Source organism: Cyanobium sp. HWJ4-Hawea (genome assembly GCF_024345815.1).
In the GTDB taxonomy this organism is placed as follows: Bacteria; Cyanobacteriota; Cyanobacteriia; order PCC-6307; family Cyanobiaceae; genus Cyanobium_A.
In genome coordinates this window covers 1-17,933 of sequence record NZ_JAGQBV010000018.1, presented here as the reverse complement: position 1 = coordinate 17,933, position 17,933 = coordinate 1, and the positions used below count along the sequence as shown (strand labels likewise).

Sequence of the window (17,933 nt, the reverse complement as noted above, 5' to 3'; positions counted from 1 at the left end):
ACCCTATCGCCAGCGGGGTGCACGGATAATGGCGTCTTACCGAACCATCCCTGTGCCCGAAACGCTGTACCGCTCGCTGGTGTGGCTCGACTACCGCCTGGCGGTGTTGTTCAGCGTGGCCCTGCCCCTGGTGCTCCTGGTCTGGGCTTCCTTGCGGCGCGAGGGCGCCCTTGTCCGACTGCTGCAGATCTACTGGAAGGTGGCCAGCCTGCTGCTGATCAGCGTGTTGTTGTTGGCCAACCAGCGGCCCCTGGGCTTTTTGATGGCCCTGGTCGGCCAGCTTTTGGTGGTGCTGGCGGTTTGGTTTTGGGTGGATATCAACGAAGAACTGGCCGATTTGCCCCCCTGGCGCCCACTGCCCCTAACCGTGCGCATCTGGCGTTGGAGCCTGACCTTTTGGGCCCTGCTGGGGGCTGCCCTAAGTGCCACCAGTTTGGTTTGCCTGAATAAGGCGGCCTTGGCCAGTGCTGCCTGCATCCCTTGGCTGCAGGCTCCCCAAGCCCTCAATGTCCAGGTGACTGGCGTGTTTGGTTTTGTTTTCGGCGCCCAATGGTCCCCAACCCTGGCGGGTTTTGTGGGCTACTTGGCCCTGGTGGCCTACGTGGTGGGGCTGCTGCAGTGGCTGCTGGTGCGTCTGCCGAAGCAGGGCCGGGTTGCCGGTGAGTTCTGAGGGTGGCCATGGCCAATTTGGGCCTGATGGCCCAGCTGGAGCTGCTCAGTCGCGATCGCCCCGATCGGGTGCTTCGCTTGCGTGGGCAGTGGCAGGGAGTTGGTGGGACCGCTGAAGCGTTTGAGCTGGTTATGTATCGGGGCTTCTCCAGCAGCACCACCCATCCCACGGCCTACGACCCTGATCAGCCGCTTTTGCCAGATGGAGCCTTGATCGAGACGGCTGAACTGTTGCTGGGCCCTCTCAATCCTGTAGCGGAGCAGCAGCTGGCTGCTCCAGTGGCGGTGGAGCGGTTTCTCGATCCCGCCAGCTGGCTCTGACGGCGCCCCCGTTTCTGCCCTGCCCAGGCACACCTCAGGGCAACTCCGCACAGAGGCTTTGCCAGTGGGGACAGCCTCGGCCCAGGGCTGAGGCATGGGAGGCCAGCTGGGCCTGGCTCGCCAGCTCGAAGTCGGCGAAGTCAAATCCAGGTGCCACGGTGCAGCTCACCAGGCTCCAGGGACTGCCTGCCATGGGCTCTGCTGCAAACCAGCTCCCCGCCGGAACCCCATGCTGGGGCGTCTGACCCGCGCTGAGATCCAGCCCTAGGTGGGTGGAGAGAACCTTCCCCGCCTGGCAGAGCTCATGGATCACCAGTCCACCGCCACCGAGGTGATGCCAGAGCTCGTCGGAGGCGATGCGATGCCAGTGCGAGCGCTCGCCTGCCGTAAGCAGAAACAGGATCGCCGTACTGGCGGGCCTGGGTCCGCGGGGTGTCGTCACCAGCTCCTTAGCCCTGTAGGTCTCGCGGTAGTGACCGCCTTCTCGGTGGGGTTGTAGCTGGAGCTGTTCGATCAGTTGCGCCGCCGGCAGCGCTGCGTTCATTGCGCCAACACCGCCACGCAACGTCCGCAGAGGCTGGGGTGACTGGTGTGACTGCCGATGTCGGTTTCGTAGTGCCAGCAGCGCTCGCATTTTTCGCCGGCCGCCCTGACGATCTGCACCCTTACCCCTGCTTCTTCTGCCTCGGCAAGCACTGGGTTGCTGGTGGCTTGCATTGACAGCTCGGACACCAGGAGCCAGTCGGCCAGGTTGTCGACCCTGGGGTGGGCGCTGCCCTCAACCAGATCTAGGGCCGATTGCAATTCGGCGGCCGCACTGGCGCCGATCTCAAGGTGCACGGCCGCTTCCAATGAGGAGCCCAGTTCGCCCTGGGAGCGGCAACTTTCCAATTGCCGATTGATCTGGGCCCGCAGCTCCAGCAGCTGGGCCATGGGGGCCTCCAGGTCGGCCTCGCCCCAGGGGGCCGGGGCGGTGGGCCAGCCCCGCTCAAAAACTGAAGCCTCGGCCACCTGGTAAGGGAGGTTTTGCCAGATGTCTTCTGCCATGTGGCAGAGCACCGGCGCAATCAGCCCGGCCAGCCGCTCCACCACCAGGGCCAGCACGGTTTGGCAGCTGCGGCGGCGGGCGTCATTGGCCCCACTCACATAAAGCCGATCCTTGGCGATGTCGAGGTAGACGTTGGAGAGGTCGACCACGCAGAAATTCTGGAGGGCCTGGAAGAAGCGGTAAAACTCGTAGCTCTCAAAATCTGCGGTTACGGAGCTGATTAGGGAGGCGGTGCGCTGCAGCATCCACCGATCCAGCAGGGGCAGCTCGGCGTAGACCACGGCGTGGCCCCCCTCGGCCTGGGGCCTGGGGTCGAAGTCGTGGAGGTTGCCAAGCAGGTAGCGGGCCGTGTTGCGCACCTTGCGGTAGACGTCGGCCAGTTGCTTGACGATGCCTGGCCCCAGGGGCACATCGGCGGAGTAGTCGACCGAGCTCACCCAGAGGCGCAGCACATCGGCGCCATAGGCGGGATCTTGCTTTTCGTTTTTGCCGCCCTCCACCAACACGGCCGGATCGACCACATTGCCCAGGGATTTGCTCATCTTGCGGCCCTTCTCATCGAGGGTGAAGCCGTGGGTGAGCACCCGCCGGTAGGGGGCGTGGCCGTTGACGGCCACGGAGGTCAGCAGGCTGGATTGGAACCAGCCCCGGTGCTGGTCTGAGCCCTCCAGGTAGAGATCGGCCGGGTATTGCAGTTCGGCTGCGCGGGGCTGTTGACCCTCGAGGCCACCGAGCACCCCGGCCCAGGAGGAGCCGGAGTCGAACCACACGTCCATGGTGTCGGTGCCCTTGCGGTAATCGGCCGCCTGGTCTGCGTAGGTGTCAGGCAGCAGGCTCGCCTCATCGCGCTCCCACCAGACATCGGCGCCGTGCTCGGCAATCAGGGCTTGGATGTGGCTGAGGGTGTCTGCGTTGAGCAGCACTTCGCCACTTTGGCGGTGATAAAAAACGGGAATGGGCACGCCCCAGGTGCGCTGGCGCGAGATGCACCAATCGCCCCGCTCGCTCACCATCGATTCGATCCGGTTGCGGCCACTGGCTGGCAGCCACTCCACCTCGGCAATGGCGGCTAGGGCCTGCTCCCTAAACCCCTCCACGGAGGCAAACCACTGCTCGGTGGCGCGGAAGATCGTTGGTTTTTTGGTGCGCCAGTCGTAGGGGTAGCGGTGTTCGTAGCGCTCCTCGGCGAGCAGGGCCCCTGCGCTCTTGAGGGCTTCGATGATGGTGGGGTTGGCGTCCTTGAGCACGTTGGTACCCGCAAAGGGGCCGGCCTCGGCGGTGAGGGTGCCGGCTTCATCCACCGGGCAGAGCACCGGCAGGCCGTATTTCTTGCCGGTGTTGAAGTCGTCGACGCCATGGCCCGGGGCGGTGTGCACCAGGCCCGTGCCGGTTTCGGTGGTGATGTAGTCGCCGCCGAGCACCACCGGGCTGGAGCGCTCGAGCAGGGGGTGGCGATAGGTGATGCCTTCTAGTTGGGCCCCCTTGAGGGTGAGCAGCGGTTCCAGGGCCATGCCCAGGCTTTTCTCCAGGCCCTCCACCAGATCTGCTGCCACCAGTAGGTGGCGACTGCTGCCACTGGTCGGACAGCTGCTGCGGCAGATGGCGTAGTTGAGCTTGCCGTTCACCGATACGGCCAGGTTGGCCGGCAGGGTCCAGGGGGTGGTGGTCCAGATCGCCACCGCCAGGTTTTCCGTGGCGGCGGCGGCGGCTAGTTGGGCCTCCAGGCTTTCTGGCAGGGTTTCCACCGCGAAGGCCACATACACGCTTGGGGAGGTGTGGCCTTCGGGATATTCCAGCTCCGCCTCCGCCAGGGCGGTGCGGGAGCTGGGGCTCCAGTGCACGGGTTTAAGGCCCCGGTAAATGTGGCCAGCCAAGACCATTTGGCCAAATACGCCGATTTGGGCGGCTTCGTAGCTTTTTTGCAGGGTCAGGTAGGGCTGGTCCCAGTCGCCCCAAATGCCCCAGCGCTGGAAGCCGGCTTTTTGGCCCTCCACCTGCTCTAGGGCAAAGGCGTGGGCATTTTGGCGCAGGCTGATCGGTGTGAGCTCCTGGCGCTCGCTGCTGCTGAGGCCCTGGAGCACCTTCAGCTCGATCGGCAGACCGTGGCAATCCCAGCCGGGAATAAAGCGGGCTTTCTTGCCTTGGAGCAGGGCCGTTTTGTTGATGATGTCCTTGAGGATCTTGTTGAGGGCATGGCCCACATGCAGGTTCCCGTTGGCGTAGGGGGGGCCGTCGTGGAGGGTGAAACTTTCTCCGGGGTTCTGCTGACTAAGCCTTTCGTAGAGCCGACTTTTTGCCCAAAAGCGCTGCAGCTCGGGTTCGCGTGCCTTGGCATTGGCCCGCATGTTGAAAGGCGTTTGCAGCAGGTTGAGCGTGTCCTTGTAGGCAGAAGCCGGGGTGGAATTGTCCGGACGCGCGCTCACATCGCCTTTGGCATCAAGGGGCGATTATCCCGCCTGGCTGTTTTGAGCGCTGCTGGTTTCAGCTAGCAGCAAGCTCTCCACTTCATTCAGGGAGCCCACCACCTGCACCTCGGGCTCTGGGCGCACCCAGCGTTTGGTAGTGGCTTTGGCTTTGGAGGGGGCTTTGGGCAGTGATTTGGGCAGGGCCTGCAGCAGCTTGCCGCTGACGGCAGCCAGTTGCTGGAGGCTGCTGCCCCAGCGCTCTGGCGAACTAAAGCTGTCCTGCTCTGCTTCGCTGAGCTGGCGCCAGCGCCCCTGGCCCACCTCCAGGGCCAGGCGAGAGAGCAGCAGGCCACCGCAGAGCACCCCAAGCATCGGCGCGCCTTGGAGTCGGTCTTTGCTGGTTACGAGCACCAGGCCCAGGAGCAGCAGCACCGCCCCCCAGGCCGAATCACGGGGCCGGCTTAGTTCGGTTGCCAGCAGGGGCAGGAGCAGCACCGCCAGCCCCAGCAGCAGGGCTACCGAGCCTCCCAAGGTGGCAACCATGGTGTCCAGGCAAGTGTTGGGGCAAGTGTGGGGGCAAGCAAAGCGCCCGCTGGCCATTCTGGCCATGGTTCGGCTGTTGGCTGCGGGGTCTTCCTTAAAGTCCTTGCTCGCCCACCTGGCGGAATTGGTAGACGCGCTGGTTTTAGGTACCAGTGGCTTAGGTCGTGGGGGTTCAAGTCCCCCGGTGGGCATCAGCGGTTCCTAGAACTCGCGTTTTTATTAGCCATGTAGCAGCATTCGGAATGACCCTGGACCTTGCTGCCACCCCCCATCAACTTTCTGTGGTGACCGCCGAGCTGCCCCGTTCCGTTCCTAAGGAATTTCTTGATCCCCCCGCCCCTTGGAATCCAACGGTGGGCTTATTTCTGGGTGGCTATGCAATGGCGGCCATCACGATTTGGGGATGGTTTGTGGGCCAGTGGCCCCTCTATGTGCTGCTAGCAACTGGCTTTTTGGCCTTGCATTTGGAGGGCACGGTCATCCATGACGCCTGCCACAACGCCGCCCATCCCAATCGCTTCTGGAACGCGGTGATGGGCCATGGGGCGGCACTGTTACTCGGTTTTAGTTTTCCGGTGTTCACGCGGGTGCATCTTCAGCACCATGCCCATGTGAATGATCCAAAGCATGATCCCGACCACATAGTTAGTACTTTTGGGCCGCTGTGGCTGATTGCACCTCGATTTTTCTATCACGAGTTTTTCTTTTTCCAGCGTCGGCTGTGGCGCCGCTATGAGCTGCTGGAGTGGGGAATTGCCAGGGCTGTTTTCGCTTCAATTGTGATAGCCGCAGCTAACCATGGATTTCTCAATTTTGTTTTCAACTGCTGGTTTGCCCCAGCCTTGATGGTGGGCGTAACCCTTGGTTTGTTTTTCGATTATTTGCCCCACCGGCCTTTTCAGTCGCGCAACCGCTGGCACAACGCCCGGGTTTATCCAAGCCGAATGATGAACTGGCTGATCATGGGCCAGAACTACCACCTAATACACCATCTATGGCCATCTATTCCCTGGTTTGAGTATCGTCCTGCCTATCACGCCACCAGCCACATACTCGATGCCAAGGGATCTCCCCAAAGGCTGGGCTTGTTTGAAACTAAGAGCGATGGATTTAACTTCCTATACGACATATTTCTAGGGGTTCGCAGCCACAGCAAGCGCCGCAGCAAGTTGCGTCCAATTGCAGCCTTGATGCCCACCCGCCATGCCAGGCGTCGTGTGCTCGAAGTGCTTCATCAAACGGCAGTGTCGCCCAACCGCTAAATATTTTTAGAGGATCCTCGGAACCCGGAAAAAGTCCCCTTCCCGCTGGGGGGCGAGGTTGAGCAGGTCATCGCGAACCCCAGTGGGCTCAACGGAATCCTGGCGCGTCACATTGACCACTTCCACGGCCCGGGTTGTGGGGGGCACCCCTGCCGTATCCACCTGCTCGAGATGGGCCACGTAGCCAAGGATGCGCTCGAGTTGGCCGGTATAGGTGGCGATCTTTTCCTCTGGCAAGGCGAGCCGGGCTAGTTGGGCCACCTTGCGCACGTCGTCTGCGCTGATCTTGCTCATGGAAAGCCCACCGGCTGAAGCTTGAACCGACGCTAGCCGCCGACCAGGAAGGTTTCTAGGTCGGCAACCAGGGCGGTGGCGGCCAAATCGAGGAAGGTGGCGCCGTGATCGGCCTGGGCCAGGAAGGGATCTGAGCCCATGCGGCCGTCGGGGTGGCGGCGGCGGAAGTCTTCTGGACCGTGGATAGGCCCTGCGGGCGCTGCCTCAGGCAGGGGCCTTTGCTTGCTCTGCAGGCTGGGCTCTAGTTGCAGGGTGAGGGCGATTTCGCTGGGGGTTGCGTGGTGCCCTTCCCGATCGCCGTAGAGGCGGCGGGCTTCCTGCATTACGGGTCCGGCCATGAACCAGTTGGAGAGCTTGCAGCGCAGCCGATCGGCATTCGGCAGCCCCCTGGCCGCGGCGCTGGCATGGGCCTGGGCAAAGGCTGCCTTGCTGGTGGCGATGTTGCCGCCATGGCCATTGATCACAAAGATCCGCTCGAAGCCATGGCGGGCCAGGGAAAGCACGATGTCGTGCAATACGGCCAGCAGGGTGGAGGGCTGCAGGCTGATGGTGCCGGCAAAGCCCAGGTGGTGCTCCGCCATGCCGAAGGCCTGGGCTGGGGTTACGAGTACCCCGCTGCGGCGACCCACCTCAAGGGCCACGGCCTCTGCGGTGAGGGCATCGGTGCCGATGGCGCCCGTGGGGCCGTGTTGCTCGGTGGAACCCAGGGGCACGATCACACCTTTGCAGTGCTCGAGATAGGTCTCCACTTCGGGCCAGCTGCGCAGCTGCAGACGGATCGATTCAGTGGTGGCCGGGCCTGGAAGGGAAATGGTCATGGTGAACAGCGAGACCCCGGGTGGGATTGCCTAAGATTGGAATGCCAGCTGCGCCATGGGCCCATGCTGCAACGCAAGCTCGATCAATTCTGCTCTGAACAGCGCCCGGTCTGGGTGTTTCTGCGGGACCAGCAGCGCTGGGTGGAAGAGGCCCTAGTGGTGGCCGTTGAGGGCGACCTGGTAACCCTGCGCTACGACGCCGAGGACGACGACGAAACCCATAGCTGGGAAGAAAGCGTGCGCCTCGATTCGATTGGGGCCGTAAGTACCCGGTTGGCCTACGTATGCCGCAGTGGTGATCCCGACGACGTGATCACCTCGGAAGACTGCCCCGAGGCTGAGCGGCTCAGCAATCCCTAGGCAACCGGATGGTTGCTAGACAATTCAGTGGGCTGTGCCGTTGCCGTCGTACTTGTCGGTGTCGTAGTAGCCGCCCTTGGTACCAAAGAACAGGGTCGTCAAGACAAAAATCCCGCTGCCAAAAATCAGCACGGTGGCGAGGCTGAAGCCTGAGGTGTCCATGGTGCCGGCTGCCGCAGGGTGTTAACGCATCCACTCTGGCGGGTTGAGGCCCCCTTGAGCAGCTTCTGTTCTTTACCACTCACCTACGGCGTAACGCAGCGCCGCCTCCAAATCCTCAGCTTCGTGGATGCGCATCCCTTAATCTGAATCTGTGAACCGACCCCGCCCTTGAGCAACTGGAGTCACCGCCATGTGCTGGATCTGGCGGCCCTCTCGTTAGCCGACTACGCCACCGTATTGGAATTGGCCCAGCGGTTTCGGGCCATGCCCGTGGCGGGTGCCCGCAAGCTTCCGGCCCTCCAGGGCCGGCTGATGACCAGCCTGTTTTTTGAGCCCAGCACCCGCACTAGAAGCAGTTTTGAGCTGGCCGCTAAAAGGCTCTCAGCTGATGTGCAGAGCTTTTCGCCCTCCTCCAGCTCCCTAAGTAAGGGCGAAAGCATCCTCGATACGGCCCGCACCTACGTGGCGATGGGGGCCAATGTGCTGGTGGTTAGGCATCGCTGTGCTGGCGTACCCCAGGGCCTGGCCAGGGACCTTGACCAGGCCGGTGAATCGGTGGCGGTTCTCAATGCTGGCGATGGTCTGCGCAGTCACCCGAGCCAGGGCCTCCTAGATCTCTTTACTCTCGCGCGCCATTTCAACCCCGAGCTGCCCACGCCAGAGGCCCTGCGCGGCAAAAGGATTGTGATTGTGGGGGATGTGCTCCACTCCCGTGTGGCGCGCTCCAACCTCTGGGCGCTGACCGCCTGCGGTGCCCAGGTGGTGCTCTGCGGACCCGCCACCCTGTTGCCCGATGCCTTTAGTGGCTTCGTTGATGCCCCCCCCCCTGGGCTGGCAGCTGATCCGGTGGCCCAGCGCGGCCCTATCCAGGTGGTGCGCAGCCTGGAGGAGGCCCTGCCTGGAGCCGATGCGGTGATGACCCTGCGCCTGCAAAAGGAGCGGATGCACCAGCACTTGCTCACCAGTCTGGATCGCTACCACCAGCTCTACGGCCTTACCCATCAGCGCCTGGCCATCTGCGGGAAGCCCGTGCCAGTGCTCCACCCGGGCCCGGTTAATCGGGGCGTGGAGCTGGCGGGGGCTTTGCTGGATGATCCGGCCACCAGCCTGGTGGAAGAGCAGGTGCGCAATGGCATCCCGATCCGGATGGCCCTGCTCTATTTGCTGGCGGCAAAGGGGGCTAGCGCCTAGAGCAGCTTGAAGCCATCGAGTAGTAGGCCATAGAGCAGTCCGATCCTGGCCATGTCGAGCAATTGCAGGCTGAGGGGATTGCTTTGGCGCCTAATCAGCGGGCCACGGGTGCGAATGGCCAGTTCGATTGCGGCCACGCAAATCAGGGCCCCCAGTGGATCTAGCTCGGCCAAGGCGCCACTGATGGTGCCAATGCCGCCGCCGATGCTGAAACTCACCAGCAGCACGATTAGCTGCAGGGATAGGCGTCGCCAGGGGTTGGTGGACCAAGCCTCAAGCTGGGCCAATGCCTGGGCCACCCTCAGCTGGAAGCGGGTTTGCTGGTAGCGCTGCAAGGTGTTGTGGGCAGGGGGCTGGCTTGCGGTGATCCCCATCACCCGGCCCGAGCCCTACTACACCATTTTTACACCATCAGTGGCGTAGTAGCAATATTTGTACGCTACTGATAGGGGATCGCCACAAAAGAGCTAATGCTTGACGCAGGCCAGGCTGGGCTCTGGCCTGAATTGGCTCAGGAATCGCTGTCTTTCTTGCGGGATTTCCCTTCCAGCAATTCCAGCAGCGCTTCCATCTGGGCCATCACGCCCCGCACCTCACCAGCCTCTGGCAGCAAACCGTCTTCCTGAACCCCCTGGTGCATTTCCCGAAGCTCTTGGCGGATGTAGCGAAGATGGCTTACCACCTGCTCACGCTTTGATTGGGACATGAAAAAAACGTTACTTGTTGTCCCTTTTACCGCATCGTCGGTTTACTTCTGACCGAATTGGGCTTTGGCGCTCTCGTAAAAGCCTTCATCCACCTCGCTTTTTCCAGCTTCCACGGCTAGTCCTTCGATCTTGCGGCGCACTACGGGCCGTACAAAAAACGGCACTTCCTTGAGCCGACTTTCGGCGCTTGGGGTCCATTCCATGGAATGGAGAATAGGGGACTCGAACCCCTGACCTCTGCGGTGCGATCGCAGCGCTCTACCAGCTGAGCTAATTCCCCTTCAGCGGAGCCATTATCTCCAAAGGTCAGTTCCCCAAGCCCTTTCTGCCATGAGCGCCGCGATTACCCCAGAACGGCTAGCTGCCTTTGACGAAGAGACCACCGCTGAGCTGGCCCATCGACTGGAAGAAGACGACTATCCATCGGCCTTCGATGGCCTGGCGGATTGGCACTTGATGCGGGCCCTGGCCATTCACCGCCCCGAGTTAGCGCGCCCCTACGTGCACCTGGTGGATCAAGAGCCCTTTGATGAGGATTGAGTCGCCCTCCCCATCGGCGCTGCCGGCCGCAACAGGGCTGCCGGCCGATCCCCTGGCTGGTCGCCGCATCCTGGTCGCCATCAGCGGCAGTATTGCTGCGGTAAAGCTGCCCCAGCTGGTAAGCGCCCTGGCTAAGCGGGGTGCCGAGGTGCGCTGCCTGCTTACCCCCAGTGCCGCTGCCCTGGTTAGCCCGGTGGCCCTGGCTTCCTTGAGTCGCCACCGCTGCTATCTCGATGCGGACCAGTGGAGCCATCTGGCCGGCCGCCCCCTCCACGTGGAGTTGGCGGAGTGGGCCGAACTGGTGCTCCTTGCCCCCCTCAGTGCCACGAGCCTGGCCCGTTGGGTGCAGGGCATGGCCGATACCCTGCTGGCCAGCACCCTTTTGGCCACTGAGGCGCCGGTGCTGGCTGCAGCGGCAATGAATACCTCCATGTGGCAGGCCCCGGCGGTGCAGCGCAATTGGCAGCTGCTCCAGGCCCAGCAGCGGGTGTTGCCCCTGGCTCCAGCCCCAGGGCTCTTGGCCTGTGATCGGCTTGGGGATGGTCGGATGGCCGAGCCAGCCCAGTTGCTGGTGGCCTTGGAATCCCTTGCCCTGTGGGGTTGGCAAAGGGATTGGCAGGGTCTGCAGCTGCTGGTAAGTGCGGGCCCCACCAGGGAGGCCCTTGATCCTGCGCGCTTCCTAAGCAATGGCAGCACAGGCCTGATGGGGGTGTTGTTGGCCCAGGCGGCCAGGTTCAGGGGTGCCCAGGTGCGGCTTGTGCACGGCCCCCTGGCCCTTGATCCCGCCCTGCTGGAGGGTTTGCACTGCACACCGGTGCAAACCGCCGCCCAAATGCAGGCCGAGTTGCTGGCGGTCCAGCCCGATGCCGATGCCGTGGCGATGGCCGCTGCCGTTGCCGACCATCGACGGGCGGCGCCGATGGCCAGCAAGCTCAGCAAGGCCGAATTGGCGACTGCTCTCACCGCTGACTGGCAAGAGGTGCCCGATCTGCTGGCGGAGCTGGTGGCCCGCAAGCCGGCAGCCCAGCGCATCCTTGGTTTTGCTGCCCAAACCCACCTAGATCCAAGCGGTTTAGGCCTGCCACAGGCACGGGCGAAATTGGCCCGTAAGGGCTGTGATTTGCTCTTCGCCAATCCAATTGATTTACCCCATGCGGGGTTTGCCAGTGGCCTAAATCAGGGCTGGTTGCTCGACGCTGATGGCAAGGAAACCCAATTGCCCCTAGCCCCCAAGCTGGCGATTGCCCATCAATTGCTCAGCGCCCTCAGACCGGCAGCGGCTGGCCCTCGGGATCTGGATCCGGTTGCATCAGATCGATAAAGGTGCGCAGTTGGAGCCTTGGTATGTAAGGCCAGCCGCCACTGCTTTCCATGTTTTGAAGCAACTCAAACAGTTGGTTGCGGCCGGCGGGCAGGCTGCCGCGGAAAGGGCCGTCTTGGATCGTGCGATGCAGGCCTTCTAGTTGGCGCAACAGCTCAAGCAGGGCCTCTGGATTGCCATTGATTTCGTCGGCCAGGCTTTGCAACTCCCCTAGGGCGCGGCCGAGGCTGGTTTGCTGGGCAGGAGTCAGGCTCATATCTCAGTACTTATGGGTGCTTTCAGTCGCGATGTCGCTGCTCTCCATACGGCTTGTTGAGAGCCGCGACATCGTACGGGTTTTGAGGGTTTTGCACCGGTAGGATCCGCCGAAGCCCAGTTCCGATCCGCTGTCTCTGCGGCCTTCTCCCATGAGTTTTCGTCCTCTGCTGGCCCTAGTGCTGGCGCTGTGCCTGAGCCTGGTGACCGCCTGTAGCGGTGGGGCCAAGGCCGTGGATCGAGCCAACCTCACCTACGACGACATCCACAACACAGGCCTGGCCAACGATTGCCCGACCCTGCCCGATTCGGCCCGGGGTTCGATCGCCCTTGATTCCTCAGCCAAATATCAGCTGCGGGAAATCTGCATGCACCCCTCCGAGGTGTATGTGAAGGGTGAGCCCGCCAACAAGCGCCAGGAAGCCCAGTTTGTCTCTAGCAAGATCCTCACCCGCTTCACCTCCAGCCTTGACCAGGTCTATGGAGATCTCGGGGTGGGCCCCGATGGCCTCTCCTTCAAGGAGCTAGGTGGCATCGACTTCCAGCCGATCACCGTGCTGCTGCCCGGCGGTGAAGAGGTGCCTTTCACCTTCTCCAGTAAGGAACTACTAGCCAGTGCCGATGGATCTTCCATCACCACCAGCACCGACTTCGACGGCAGCTTCCGCGCCCCCAGCTATCGCACCAGCAACTTCCTCGATCCCAAAGGTCGGGGCCTAACCACCGGCTACAGCTCGGCCATGGGCCTGGTGCCTGCTGGTGATGAGTTCACCGGTGAAACAGTGAAGCGCTACGTGGATGGCACCGGCACCATGAACCTTTCGATCACCAAGGTTGATGCCAGCACCGGTGAATTTGCCGGGGTTTTCACCGCTATCCAGCCCTCCGATTCGGACATGGGCACTAAGGCGGTGGTGGACGTGAAAATCATCGGCCAGCTCTATGGCCGGCTCGAGAAGGTCTGATTGGCTGCCAAAGCCTGAACCTTTCCAGAACATGAAAAGCAAGGGGCCCGGCTGGGCCCTTTTTTATTGGTCTTTTGGGGCTTCCCAAGCTGTCTGGGAGAATCCATCCCACTTACCCGTTGGTCTTAGATGGCTGCCACCGCATCCGGCTTGATCGCACCCCATGGGGGATCCCTGGTCGACCTGATGGTGGCGGCCGAGGCCCAGGAGGAAGTCAGGGCTAGCGCCATCCGGGTGTTGGAGTGCAGTGATCGCAATGCCTGTGATGTGGAGCTGCTGGTTGTGGGCGGCTTTTCCCCTCTTAGGGGCTTCATGCACCAGGCGGACTACGACGCGGTGGTGGCCTCCAACCGCACCACCAGCGGCCTCCTATTTGGCCTGCCGATTGTCTTTGACACCAACGACGAAGCCATAGCGGTCGGCGATCGTTTGCTGCTCACCTACCGCGGCGAAGACCTGGCCCTATTCACCGTGGAGAGCCGCTGGGAACCCGACAAGGCCAAGGAGGCCAAGGGCTGCTACGGCACCACCTCCCTTGAGCATCCTGCGGTGAAGATGATCGCCACAGAGCGGGGTCGTTACTACTTGGGAGGCCAGGTGCAGGGCCTCGGTTTGCCCCGCCGGGAGTTCCCCTGCAAAACCCCTGCTGAGGTGCGCTCCACCCTTCCAGAAAGTCAAGACGTGGTGGCATTCCAGTGCCGCAACCCCATCCACCGCGCCCACTACGAGCTCTTCACCAGGGCCCTTGATGCCAGCAATGTCAGTGCCGGTGGTGTGGTGTTGGTGCATCCCACCTGCGGGCCCACCCAGGACGACGACATCGCCGGTGATGTGCGCTTCCAGACCTACGAGCGCTTGGCCGCCGAGGTGAACAATCCGCGCATTCGCTGGGCCTACCTGCCCTATTCGATGCACATGGCCGGGCCCAGGGAAGCGCTGCAGCACATGATCATCCGCAAAAACTATGGCTGCACCCACTTCATCATTGGCCGCGACATGGCCGGCTGTAAGTCGTCCCTAACTGGCGAGGATTTCTACGGCCCATACCAGGCCCAGGATTTTGCCCGGGATAACGCCGCCGAGCTCGGCATGGAAACCGTGCCTTCGCTCAACCTCGTGTATACGGAGGAAGAGGGCTACGTGACCGCCCAGCACGCCGAGGCCCGGGGCCTGCACGTGCGCAAGCTCAGCGGCACCCAATTCCGCCAAATGCTCCGCGGCGGCGAGGAAATTCCCGAGTGGTTCGCCTTCCGCAGCGTGGTGGATGTGCTCCGATCTGCCAACTAGCGATTCGGGCCGCAAGGCCGGTTAACATTCCTTTACTTCCCTCTCATAAGCCGTGAACAAGCGTTGGCGCAATGCCGGGCTCTACGTAATTTTGGTAATCGTGATGATTGCCGTGGGCACGGCTTTTCTGGATCGACCCGATCCAGCCAACGCTCCGCGGACCCTTCGCTACAGCGATTTCGTTGAGGCCGTAGAGGCCAACGACGTTTCCCGGGTTCTGATTTCCCCTGACCGGGGCACCGCCCAGGTGGTGGAAAACGATGGTCGCCGTGCCGTGGTCAACCTGGCACCAGACAAGGATTTGCTCAAGCTGCTCACCGATCACAACGTTGATATCGCAGTGCAGCCCAGCCGCGAGCCAGCGGCCTGGCAGCAGGCCATAGGCAGCTTGCTGTTCCCCCTCTTGCTGCTGGGCGGCCTGTTTTTCCTGTTGCGCCGCGCCCAGGGCGGTGGCGGCAACCCTGCCATGAGCTTCGGCAAGAGCAAGGCTCGGTTGCAGATGGAGCCCCAGACCCAGGTGACCTTCGGCGATGTGGCTGGCATTGAGGGGGCCAAGCTAGAGCTCACTGAAGTCGTCGACTTCCTCAAAAATCCGGATCGTTTTACCGCCGTCGGCGCCAAGATCCCCAAAGGGGTGCTTCTGGTGGGCCCTCCCGGTACGGGCAAAACCCTTTTGGCTAAGGCTGTGGCTGGTGAAGCTGGTGTGCCCTTCTTCTCGATCTCAGGCTCTGAGTTTGTGGAGATGTTTGTGGGCGTGGGTGCAAGCCGGGTGCGCGATCTGTTTGAGCAGGCCAAAAAGAGCGCCCCTTGCATTGTCTTCATCGATGAAATCGATGCGGTGGGCCGCCAGCGGGGCGCTGGCCTAGGCGGCGGCAACGACGAGCGGGAACAAACCCTCAACCAGCTCCTCACCGAGATGGATGGCTTTGAGGGCAACACCGGCATCATCATCGTGGCTGCCACTAACCGCCCCGATGTGCTCGATTCGGCCCTGATGCGTCCAGGTCGTTTTGATCGTCAGGTGGTGGTTGATCGGCCTGATTACAGCGGTCGCCTCCAGATCCTCGAGGTCCATGCCCGGGGCAAGACCCTTGCTAAAGATGTCGACCTCGATAAGGTCGCCCGCCGCACCCCTGGCTTTACCGGCGCTGACCTCGCCAACTTGCTTAACGAGGCGGCAATTTTGGCGGCCCGCCGTCAACTGACCGAAGTTTCGATGGATGAGGTCAACGACGCCATCGAGCGGGTAATGGCCGGCCCTGAGAAAAAAGATCGGGTGATGAGTGAGAAGCGCAAGCGCCTGGTGGCTTATCACGAAGGTGGCCACGCCCTAGTCGGCGCCCTGATGCCCGATTACGACCCCGTTCAAAAGATCAGCATCATTCCCCGCGGCCAGGCCGGTGGTCTCACCTTCTTCACCCCCAGCGAAGAGCGGATGGAGTCGGGCCTCTATTCCCGCTCCTATCTGCAAAATCAAATGGCCGTCGCCCTGGGCGGCCGGGTGGCAGAGGAAATTGTCTACGGCGAAGATGAAGTCACCACCGGTGCCTCCAACGACCTCCAGCAGGTTGCTCGGGTGGCAAGGCAGATGGTGACTCGCTTTGGCATGAGTGATCGCCTTGGTCCCGTGGCCCTTGGCCGCAGCCAGGGTGGCATGTTCCTTGGCCGCGATATCGCAGCCGAGCGTGACTTCTCCGAAGACACTGCAGCCGCCATTGATGAGGAAGTGGCCCAGCTAGTTTCTGAGGCCTACAAACGCGCCACCGAGGTGCTCTCCAAAAATCGTTCTGTTCTCGATGAGCTGGCCGACATGCTTGTCGAGAAGGAAACGGTGGATGCAGAAGATCTGCAGGAGTTGCTGATTCGCCGTGACGTGCGGGTGGCCGAGTACGTCTGAACGAAGCCGACTCCCCTAAAACTCCTCTCCAGGTCAATGCCAGTGGCCTGATTTCCTCCCTGCACCGCCAGCCCTTGCTGGTGGTGCTTCGTTCTGTTGAGCCCATCCAGCTGGTTAATCGGCTCAAGCAGCTCGATGCGATTGGGGTGAGGCATGTCGAAATTGCCTGGAGTCCGCTGCCGGCCTGGTCAGAGCAGTGCGCTGAATTGAAGCAGCGCTTTCCCTCTCTCAACCTCGGTGCAGCATCTGTGCGGCAGGTCGAGGCCCTGGAGGCTGCGGCAGTTGCGGGCCTGACCTACGCCGTTTCGCCGGTGCTTGACCCAGGCCTGCTGCAGTTGGCCTGCCAGCTGGGCATAACCCTTGTGCCCGGGGTGCTTAGCCCCTCCGAGGTCTACCGGGCCCAATCTCTCGGCTGTGGGCTGGTCAAGCTTTTTCCCGCCAGCAGCCTGGGGCCGGCCTATTGGCCCCGCCTACGGGCACCGCTTGGGGACTTGCCGTTTTGCATTGCGGCTGGGGGCTTGGCCCCCACCGATGTGCTGGCTTGGCTTAGCTCCGGGGTGGATGCGGTTGCCCTGGGCGGGACTTTGGACTATGGCGGAACTTTTGACCACGACAAGGCCTGGCAGTCATTGAGGGAGCTTGTTTTGGCCCTAGGGGACGCTGCACTGCCCCTGCTGCCTGAGCAGGTGATCAGCCAGCACTAGGGCCACCATCGCCTCCACCATCGGCACTGCCCGGGGCAGTACGCAGGGATCATGCCGGCCCTTGGCTTCCAGGGTGGTGGCTTCACCCCGATCGTTGATGGTTTGCTGAGCCTTGCGGATCGTGGCTGTGGGTTTGAAGGCCACGCGAATCACGATCGCCTCTCCATTGCTAATCCCCCCCTGGATGCCGCCGGAGTTGTTGGTGGCGGTGTGCAGGGAGCCATCGCCCGTGGGCAGGAAGGCGTCGTTGTGCTCACTGCCCTTGAGCAGGGTGCCTTCAAAGCCGGAGCCGATCTCAAAGCCCTTGGTGGCCGGCAGCGACATCACCGCCTTGGCCAGATCTGCCTCCAATTTGTCGAATACGGGCATGCCCAGGCCCATTGGTGCCTGCCGCACCACGCATTCGATCACTCCGCCGCAGGAGTCGCCCTCGCGGCCGATTGCCTCGATCCGCTCGATCATCCGCTCCGCCATGGCGGGATCCGGGCAGCGCACGATGTTGCTTTCCACTGCCTCCAGGGTCACCGTGGCTGGATCCACCGCTGCCTCAAGGGTGTGGATCCGCTTCACCCAGGCGAGCACCTCGGTGCCATGGACCTTGGCCAGCAATTGTTTGGCGATCGCTCCAGCGGCCACCCGTCCGATCGTTTCCCGCGCTGAGGCACGGCCACCACCACTGCGGGCCTGGATGCCGTACTTGGCCTGGTAGGTGGCATCGGCATGGGAGGGGCGAAAGGCCACCTCCATTTCCTTGTAGTCCTGGGGGCGTTGATCCCTGTTGCGGACCACCATCGCGATCGGCGTGCCCAGGGTCACCCCATCCAGTAGGCCACTGAGGATTTCAACCCGGTCGTCTTCCTTGCGGGGGGTCGTGATCTTGCTCTGGCCAGGTTTACGCCGGTCGAGTTCGGTTTGGATGGCCTCCAGATCCAGGGCCAGTCGCGGCGGGCAGCCATCGACAATCACCCCCACGGCCCCACCGTGGGATTCGCCAAAGGTACTGATGCGAAAAAGCTTCCCGAAGCTGCTGCCCATTGGTAAACACCTTGGCTTGCGACACGTTAGTAACAGGCATTGCTTTCAGGGTCTTAGCCACAAAAAAGCCCCCCTCTAGGAGAGGGGGGCTGGGATTCCGTCGATTTGCTCTGGAAACAGTTGAAGCTTTTAGCCTCAGCCGATTGCAG

General features: G+C 62.4%; 22 protein-coding genes and 2 tRNA genes. 12 read left to right on the top strand and 12 right to left on the bottom strand.

Translation table 11 applies throughout. The features are described from left to right. The first annotated feature begins 52 nt into the window (after positions 1-52). The gene (locus KBY58_RS05785) at positions 53-670 is read left to right on the top strand and encodes a DUF3177 family protein (protein ID WP_255003391.1); all 618 of its coding nucleotides are present in this window, start codon (positions 53-55) and stop codon (positions 668-670) included. Positions 671-678: 8 nt separating this feature from the next. After that, entirely contained in the window at positions 679-990 is a 312-nt protein-coding gene (locus tag KBY58_RS05780; RefSeq protein WP_254934579.1) for a hypothetical protein, read from the top strand. A 34-nt stretch (positions 991-1,024) separates the two neighbouring features. On the opposite strand, the gene KBY58_RS05775 is transcribed toward KBY58_RS05780, so the two are convergent. The 3 genes from KBY58_RS05775 to KBY58_RS05765 all read right to left on the bottom strand — a co-directional run bounded on the left by KBY58_RS05775 (position 1,025) and on the right by KBY58_RS05765 (position 4,986). Further along, a complete protein-coding gene (locus KBY58_RS05775) occupies positions 1,025-1,534 on the bottom strand; it encodes a cupin domain-containing protein (protein ID WP_255003390.1) in 510 nt (169 codons plus the stop codon). Beyond that, positions 1,531-4,383, bottom strand: a complete 2,853-nt coding sequence (gene ileS / locus KBY58_RS05770) for an isoleucine--tRNA ligase (RefSeq protein WP_255003415.1) — start codon at positions 4,381-4,383, stop codon at positions 1,531-1,533. The genes KBY58_RS05775 and ileS overlap by 4 nt, the downstream gene beginning before the upstream one ends. 102 nt (positions 4,384-4,485) lie before the next feature. Further along, positions 4,486-4,986 carry a Ycf66 family protein gene (locus tag KBY58_RS05765; protein ID WP_255003389.1) on the bottom strand — a complete coding sequence of 167 codons (501 nt, stop codon included), beginning with the start codon at positions 4,984-4,986 and terminating at the stop codon, positions 4,486-4,488. A 109-nt stretch (positions 4,987-5,095) separates the two neighbouring features. On the opposite strand from KBY58_RS05765, the gene KBY58_RS05760 reads away from it, so the two are divergent. Then, positions 5,096-5,177: transfer RNA gene (locus KBY58_RS05760), tRNA-Leu, on the top strand. 51 nt (positions 5,178-5,228) lie between these two features. Further along, on the top strand, positions 5,229-6,248 hold the full coding sequence (crtR, locus tag KBY58_RS05755; protein ID WP_254934582.1) for a beta-carotene hydroxylase: 1,020 nt from the start codon (positions 5,229-5,231) through the stop codon (positions 6,246-6,248). Between the two features lie 6 nt (positions 6,249-6,254). Here crtR and gatC read toward each other — a convergent pair whose 3' ends face one another. Both gatC and KBY58_RS05745 read right to left on the bottom strand, forming a co-directional pair. Beyond that, positions 6,255-6,542 carry an Asp-tRNA(Asn)/Glu-tRNA(Gln) amidotransferase subunit GatC gene (gene gatC, locus KBY58_RS05750; protein ID WP_255003388.1) on the bottom strand — a complete coding sequence of 96 codons (288 nt, stop codon included), beginning with the start codon at positions 6,540-6,542 and terminating at the stop codon, positions 6,255-6,257. Between the two features lie 32 nt (positions 6,543-6,574). Further along, the gene (locus KBY58_RS05745) at positions 6,575-7,360 is read right to left on the bottom strand and encodes a creatininase family protein (RefSeq protein WP_254934584.1); all 786 of its coding nucleotides are present in this window, start codon (positions 7,358-7,360) and stop codon (positions 6,575-6,577) included. Positions 7,361-7,423: 63 nt separating this feature from the next. Here KBY58_RS05745 and KBY58_RS05740 point away from each other — a divergent pair, with 63 nt between their 5' ends. After that, positions 7,424-7,720: a glycine/sarcosine/betaine reductase component B subunit gene (locus KBY58_RS05740; protein ID WP_254934585.1), complete on the top strand. Its 297-nt coding sequence runs from the start codon at positions 7,424-7,426 to the stop codon at positions 7,718-7,720. 24 nt (positions 7,721-7,744) lie between these two features. Here the strand turns inward: KBY58_RS05740 and KBY58_RS05735 are convergent, their stop codons facing one another. Beyond that, positions 7,745-7,882 carry a hypothetical protein gene (locus KBY58_RS05735; RefSeq protein ID WP_255003387.1) on the bottom strand — a complete coding sequence of 46 codons (138 nt, stop codon included), beginning with the start codon at positions 7,880-7,882 and terminating at the stop codon, positions 7,745-7,747. A 168-nt stretch (positions 7,883-8,050) separates the two neighbouring features. On the opposite strand from KBY58_RS05735, the gene KBY58_RS05730 reads away from it, so the two are divergent. Further along, complete coding sequence (locus KBY58_RS05730) at positions 8,051-9,073, top strand: aspartate carbamoyltransferase catalytic subunit (protein ID WP_255003386.1); 1,023 nt, start codon at positions 8,051-8,053, stop codon at positions 9,071-9,073. On the opposite strand, the gene KBY58_RS05725 is transcribed toward KBY58_RS05730, so the two are convergent. From KBY58_RS05725 to KBY58_RS05710, 4 genes are all read right to left on the bottom strand, one after another. Then, positions 9,070-9,447, bottom strand: coding sequence for a DUF565 domain-containing protein (locus KBY58_RS05725; protein WP_255003385.1), 378 nt, complete (start codon positions 9,445-9,447; stop codon positions 9,070-9,072). The genes KBY58_RS05730 and KBY58_RS05725 overlap by 4 nt on opposite strands. Positions 9,448-9,584: 137 nt before the next feature. After that, positions 9,585-9,779: a hypothetical protein gene (locus tag KBY58_RS05720; protein ID WP_254934589.1), complete on the bottom strand. Its 195-nt coding sequence runs from the start codon at positions 9,777-9,779 to the stop codon at positions 9,585-9,587. Positions 9,780-9,821: 42 nt separating this feature from the next. Beyond that, the gene (locus tag KBY58_RS05715) at positions 9,822-9,983 is read right to left on the bottom strand and encodes a PCP reductase family protein (RefSeq protein ID WP_255003384.1); all 162 of its coding nucleotides are present in this window, start codon (positions 9,981-9,983) and stop codon (positions 9,822-9,824) included. A gap of 4 nt (positions 9,984-9,987) precedes the next feature. Continuing rightward, positions 9,988-10,060, bottom strand: a tRNA-Ala gene (locus KBY58_RS05710). A gap of 50 nt (positions 10,061-10,110) precedes the next feature. Between KBY58_RS05710 and KBY58_RS05705 the strand changes: the two genes are divergently transcribed. Further along, on the top strand, positions 10,111-10,320 hold the full coding sequence (locus KBY58_RS05705) for a DUF2555 domain-containing protein (protein WP_254934591.1): 210 nt from the start codon (positions 10,111-10,113) through the stop codon (positions 10,318-10,320). Further along, entirely contained in the window at positions 10,310-11,641 is a 1,332-nt protein-coding gene (gene coaBC, locus KBY58_RS05700; RefSeq protein WP_255003382.1) for a bifunctional phosphopantothenoylcysteine decarboxylase/phosphopantothenate--cysteine ligase CoaBC, read from the top strand. The genes KBY58_RS05705 and coaBC overlap by 11 nt, the downstream gene beginning before the upstream one ends. Here coaBC and KBY58_RS05695 read toward each other — a convergent pair. Beyond that, positions 11,586-11,897 carry a hypothetical protein gene (locus KBY58_RS05695; RefSeq protein ID WP_255003380.1) on the bottom strand — a complete coding sequence of 104 codons (312 nt, stop codon included), beginning with the start codon at positions 11,895-11,897 and terminating at the stop codon, positions 11,586-11,588. The genes coaBC and KBY58_RS05695 overlap by 56 nt on opposite strands. Positions 11,898-12,048: 151 nt before the next feature. Here KBY58_RS05695 and psbO point away from each other — a divergent pair, with 151 nt between their 5' ends. The 4 genes from psbO to KBY58_RS05675 all read left to right on the top strand — a co-directional run bounded on the left by psbO (position 12,049) and on the right by KBY58_RS05675 (position 16,749). Further along, positions 12,049-12,861, top strand: coding sequence for a photosystem II manganese-stabilizing polypeptide (gene psbO, locus KBY58_RS05690; RefSeq protein WP_254934594.1), 813 nt, complete (start codon positions 12,049-12,051; stop codon positions 12,859-12,861). Between the two features lie 129 nt (positions 12,862-12,990). After that, positions 12,991-14,148, top strand: coding sequence for a sulfate adenylyltransferase (gene sat / locus KBY58_RS05685; protein ID WP_254934595.1), 1,158 nt, complete (start codon positions 12,991-12,993; stop codon positions 14,146-14,148). Positions 14,149-14,200: 52 nt separating this feature from the next. Further along, positions 14,201-16,045, top strand: coding sequence for an ATP-dependent zinc metalloprotease FtsH3 (gene ftsH3, locus KBY58_RS05680; RefSeq protein WP_255003379.1), 1,845 nt, complete (start codon positions 14,201-14,203; stop codon positions 16,043-16,045). An 83-nt stretch (positions 16,046-16,128) separates the two neighbouring features. Beyond that, positions 16,129-16,749 carry a bifunctional 4-hydroxy-2-oxoglutarate aldolase/2-dehydro-3-deoxy-phosphogluconate aldolase gene (locus KBY58_RS05675; RefSeq protein WP_409995719.1) on the top strand — a complete coding sequence of 207 codons (621 nt, stop codon included), beginning with the start codon at positions 16,129-16,131 and terminating at the stop codon, positions 16,747-16,749. Here the strand turns inward: KBY58_RS05675 and aroC are convergent. Further along, positions 16,696-17,784, bottom strand: a complete 1,089-nt coding sequence (aroC, locus tag KBY58_RS05670) for a chorismate synthase (protein WP_255003378.1) — start codon at positions 17,782-17,784, stop codon at positions 16,696-16,698. The two genes, KBY58_RS05675 and aroC, sit on opposite strands and share 54 nt — an antisense overlap. Positions 17,785-17,933: the final 149 nt, after the last annotated feature.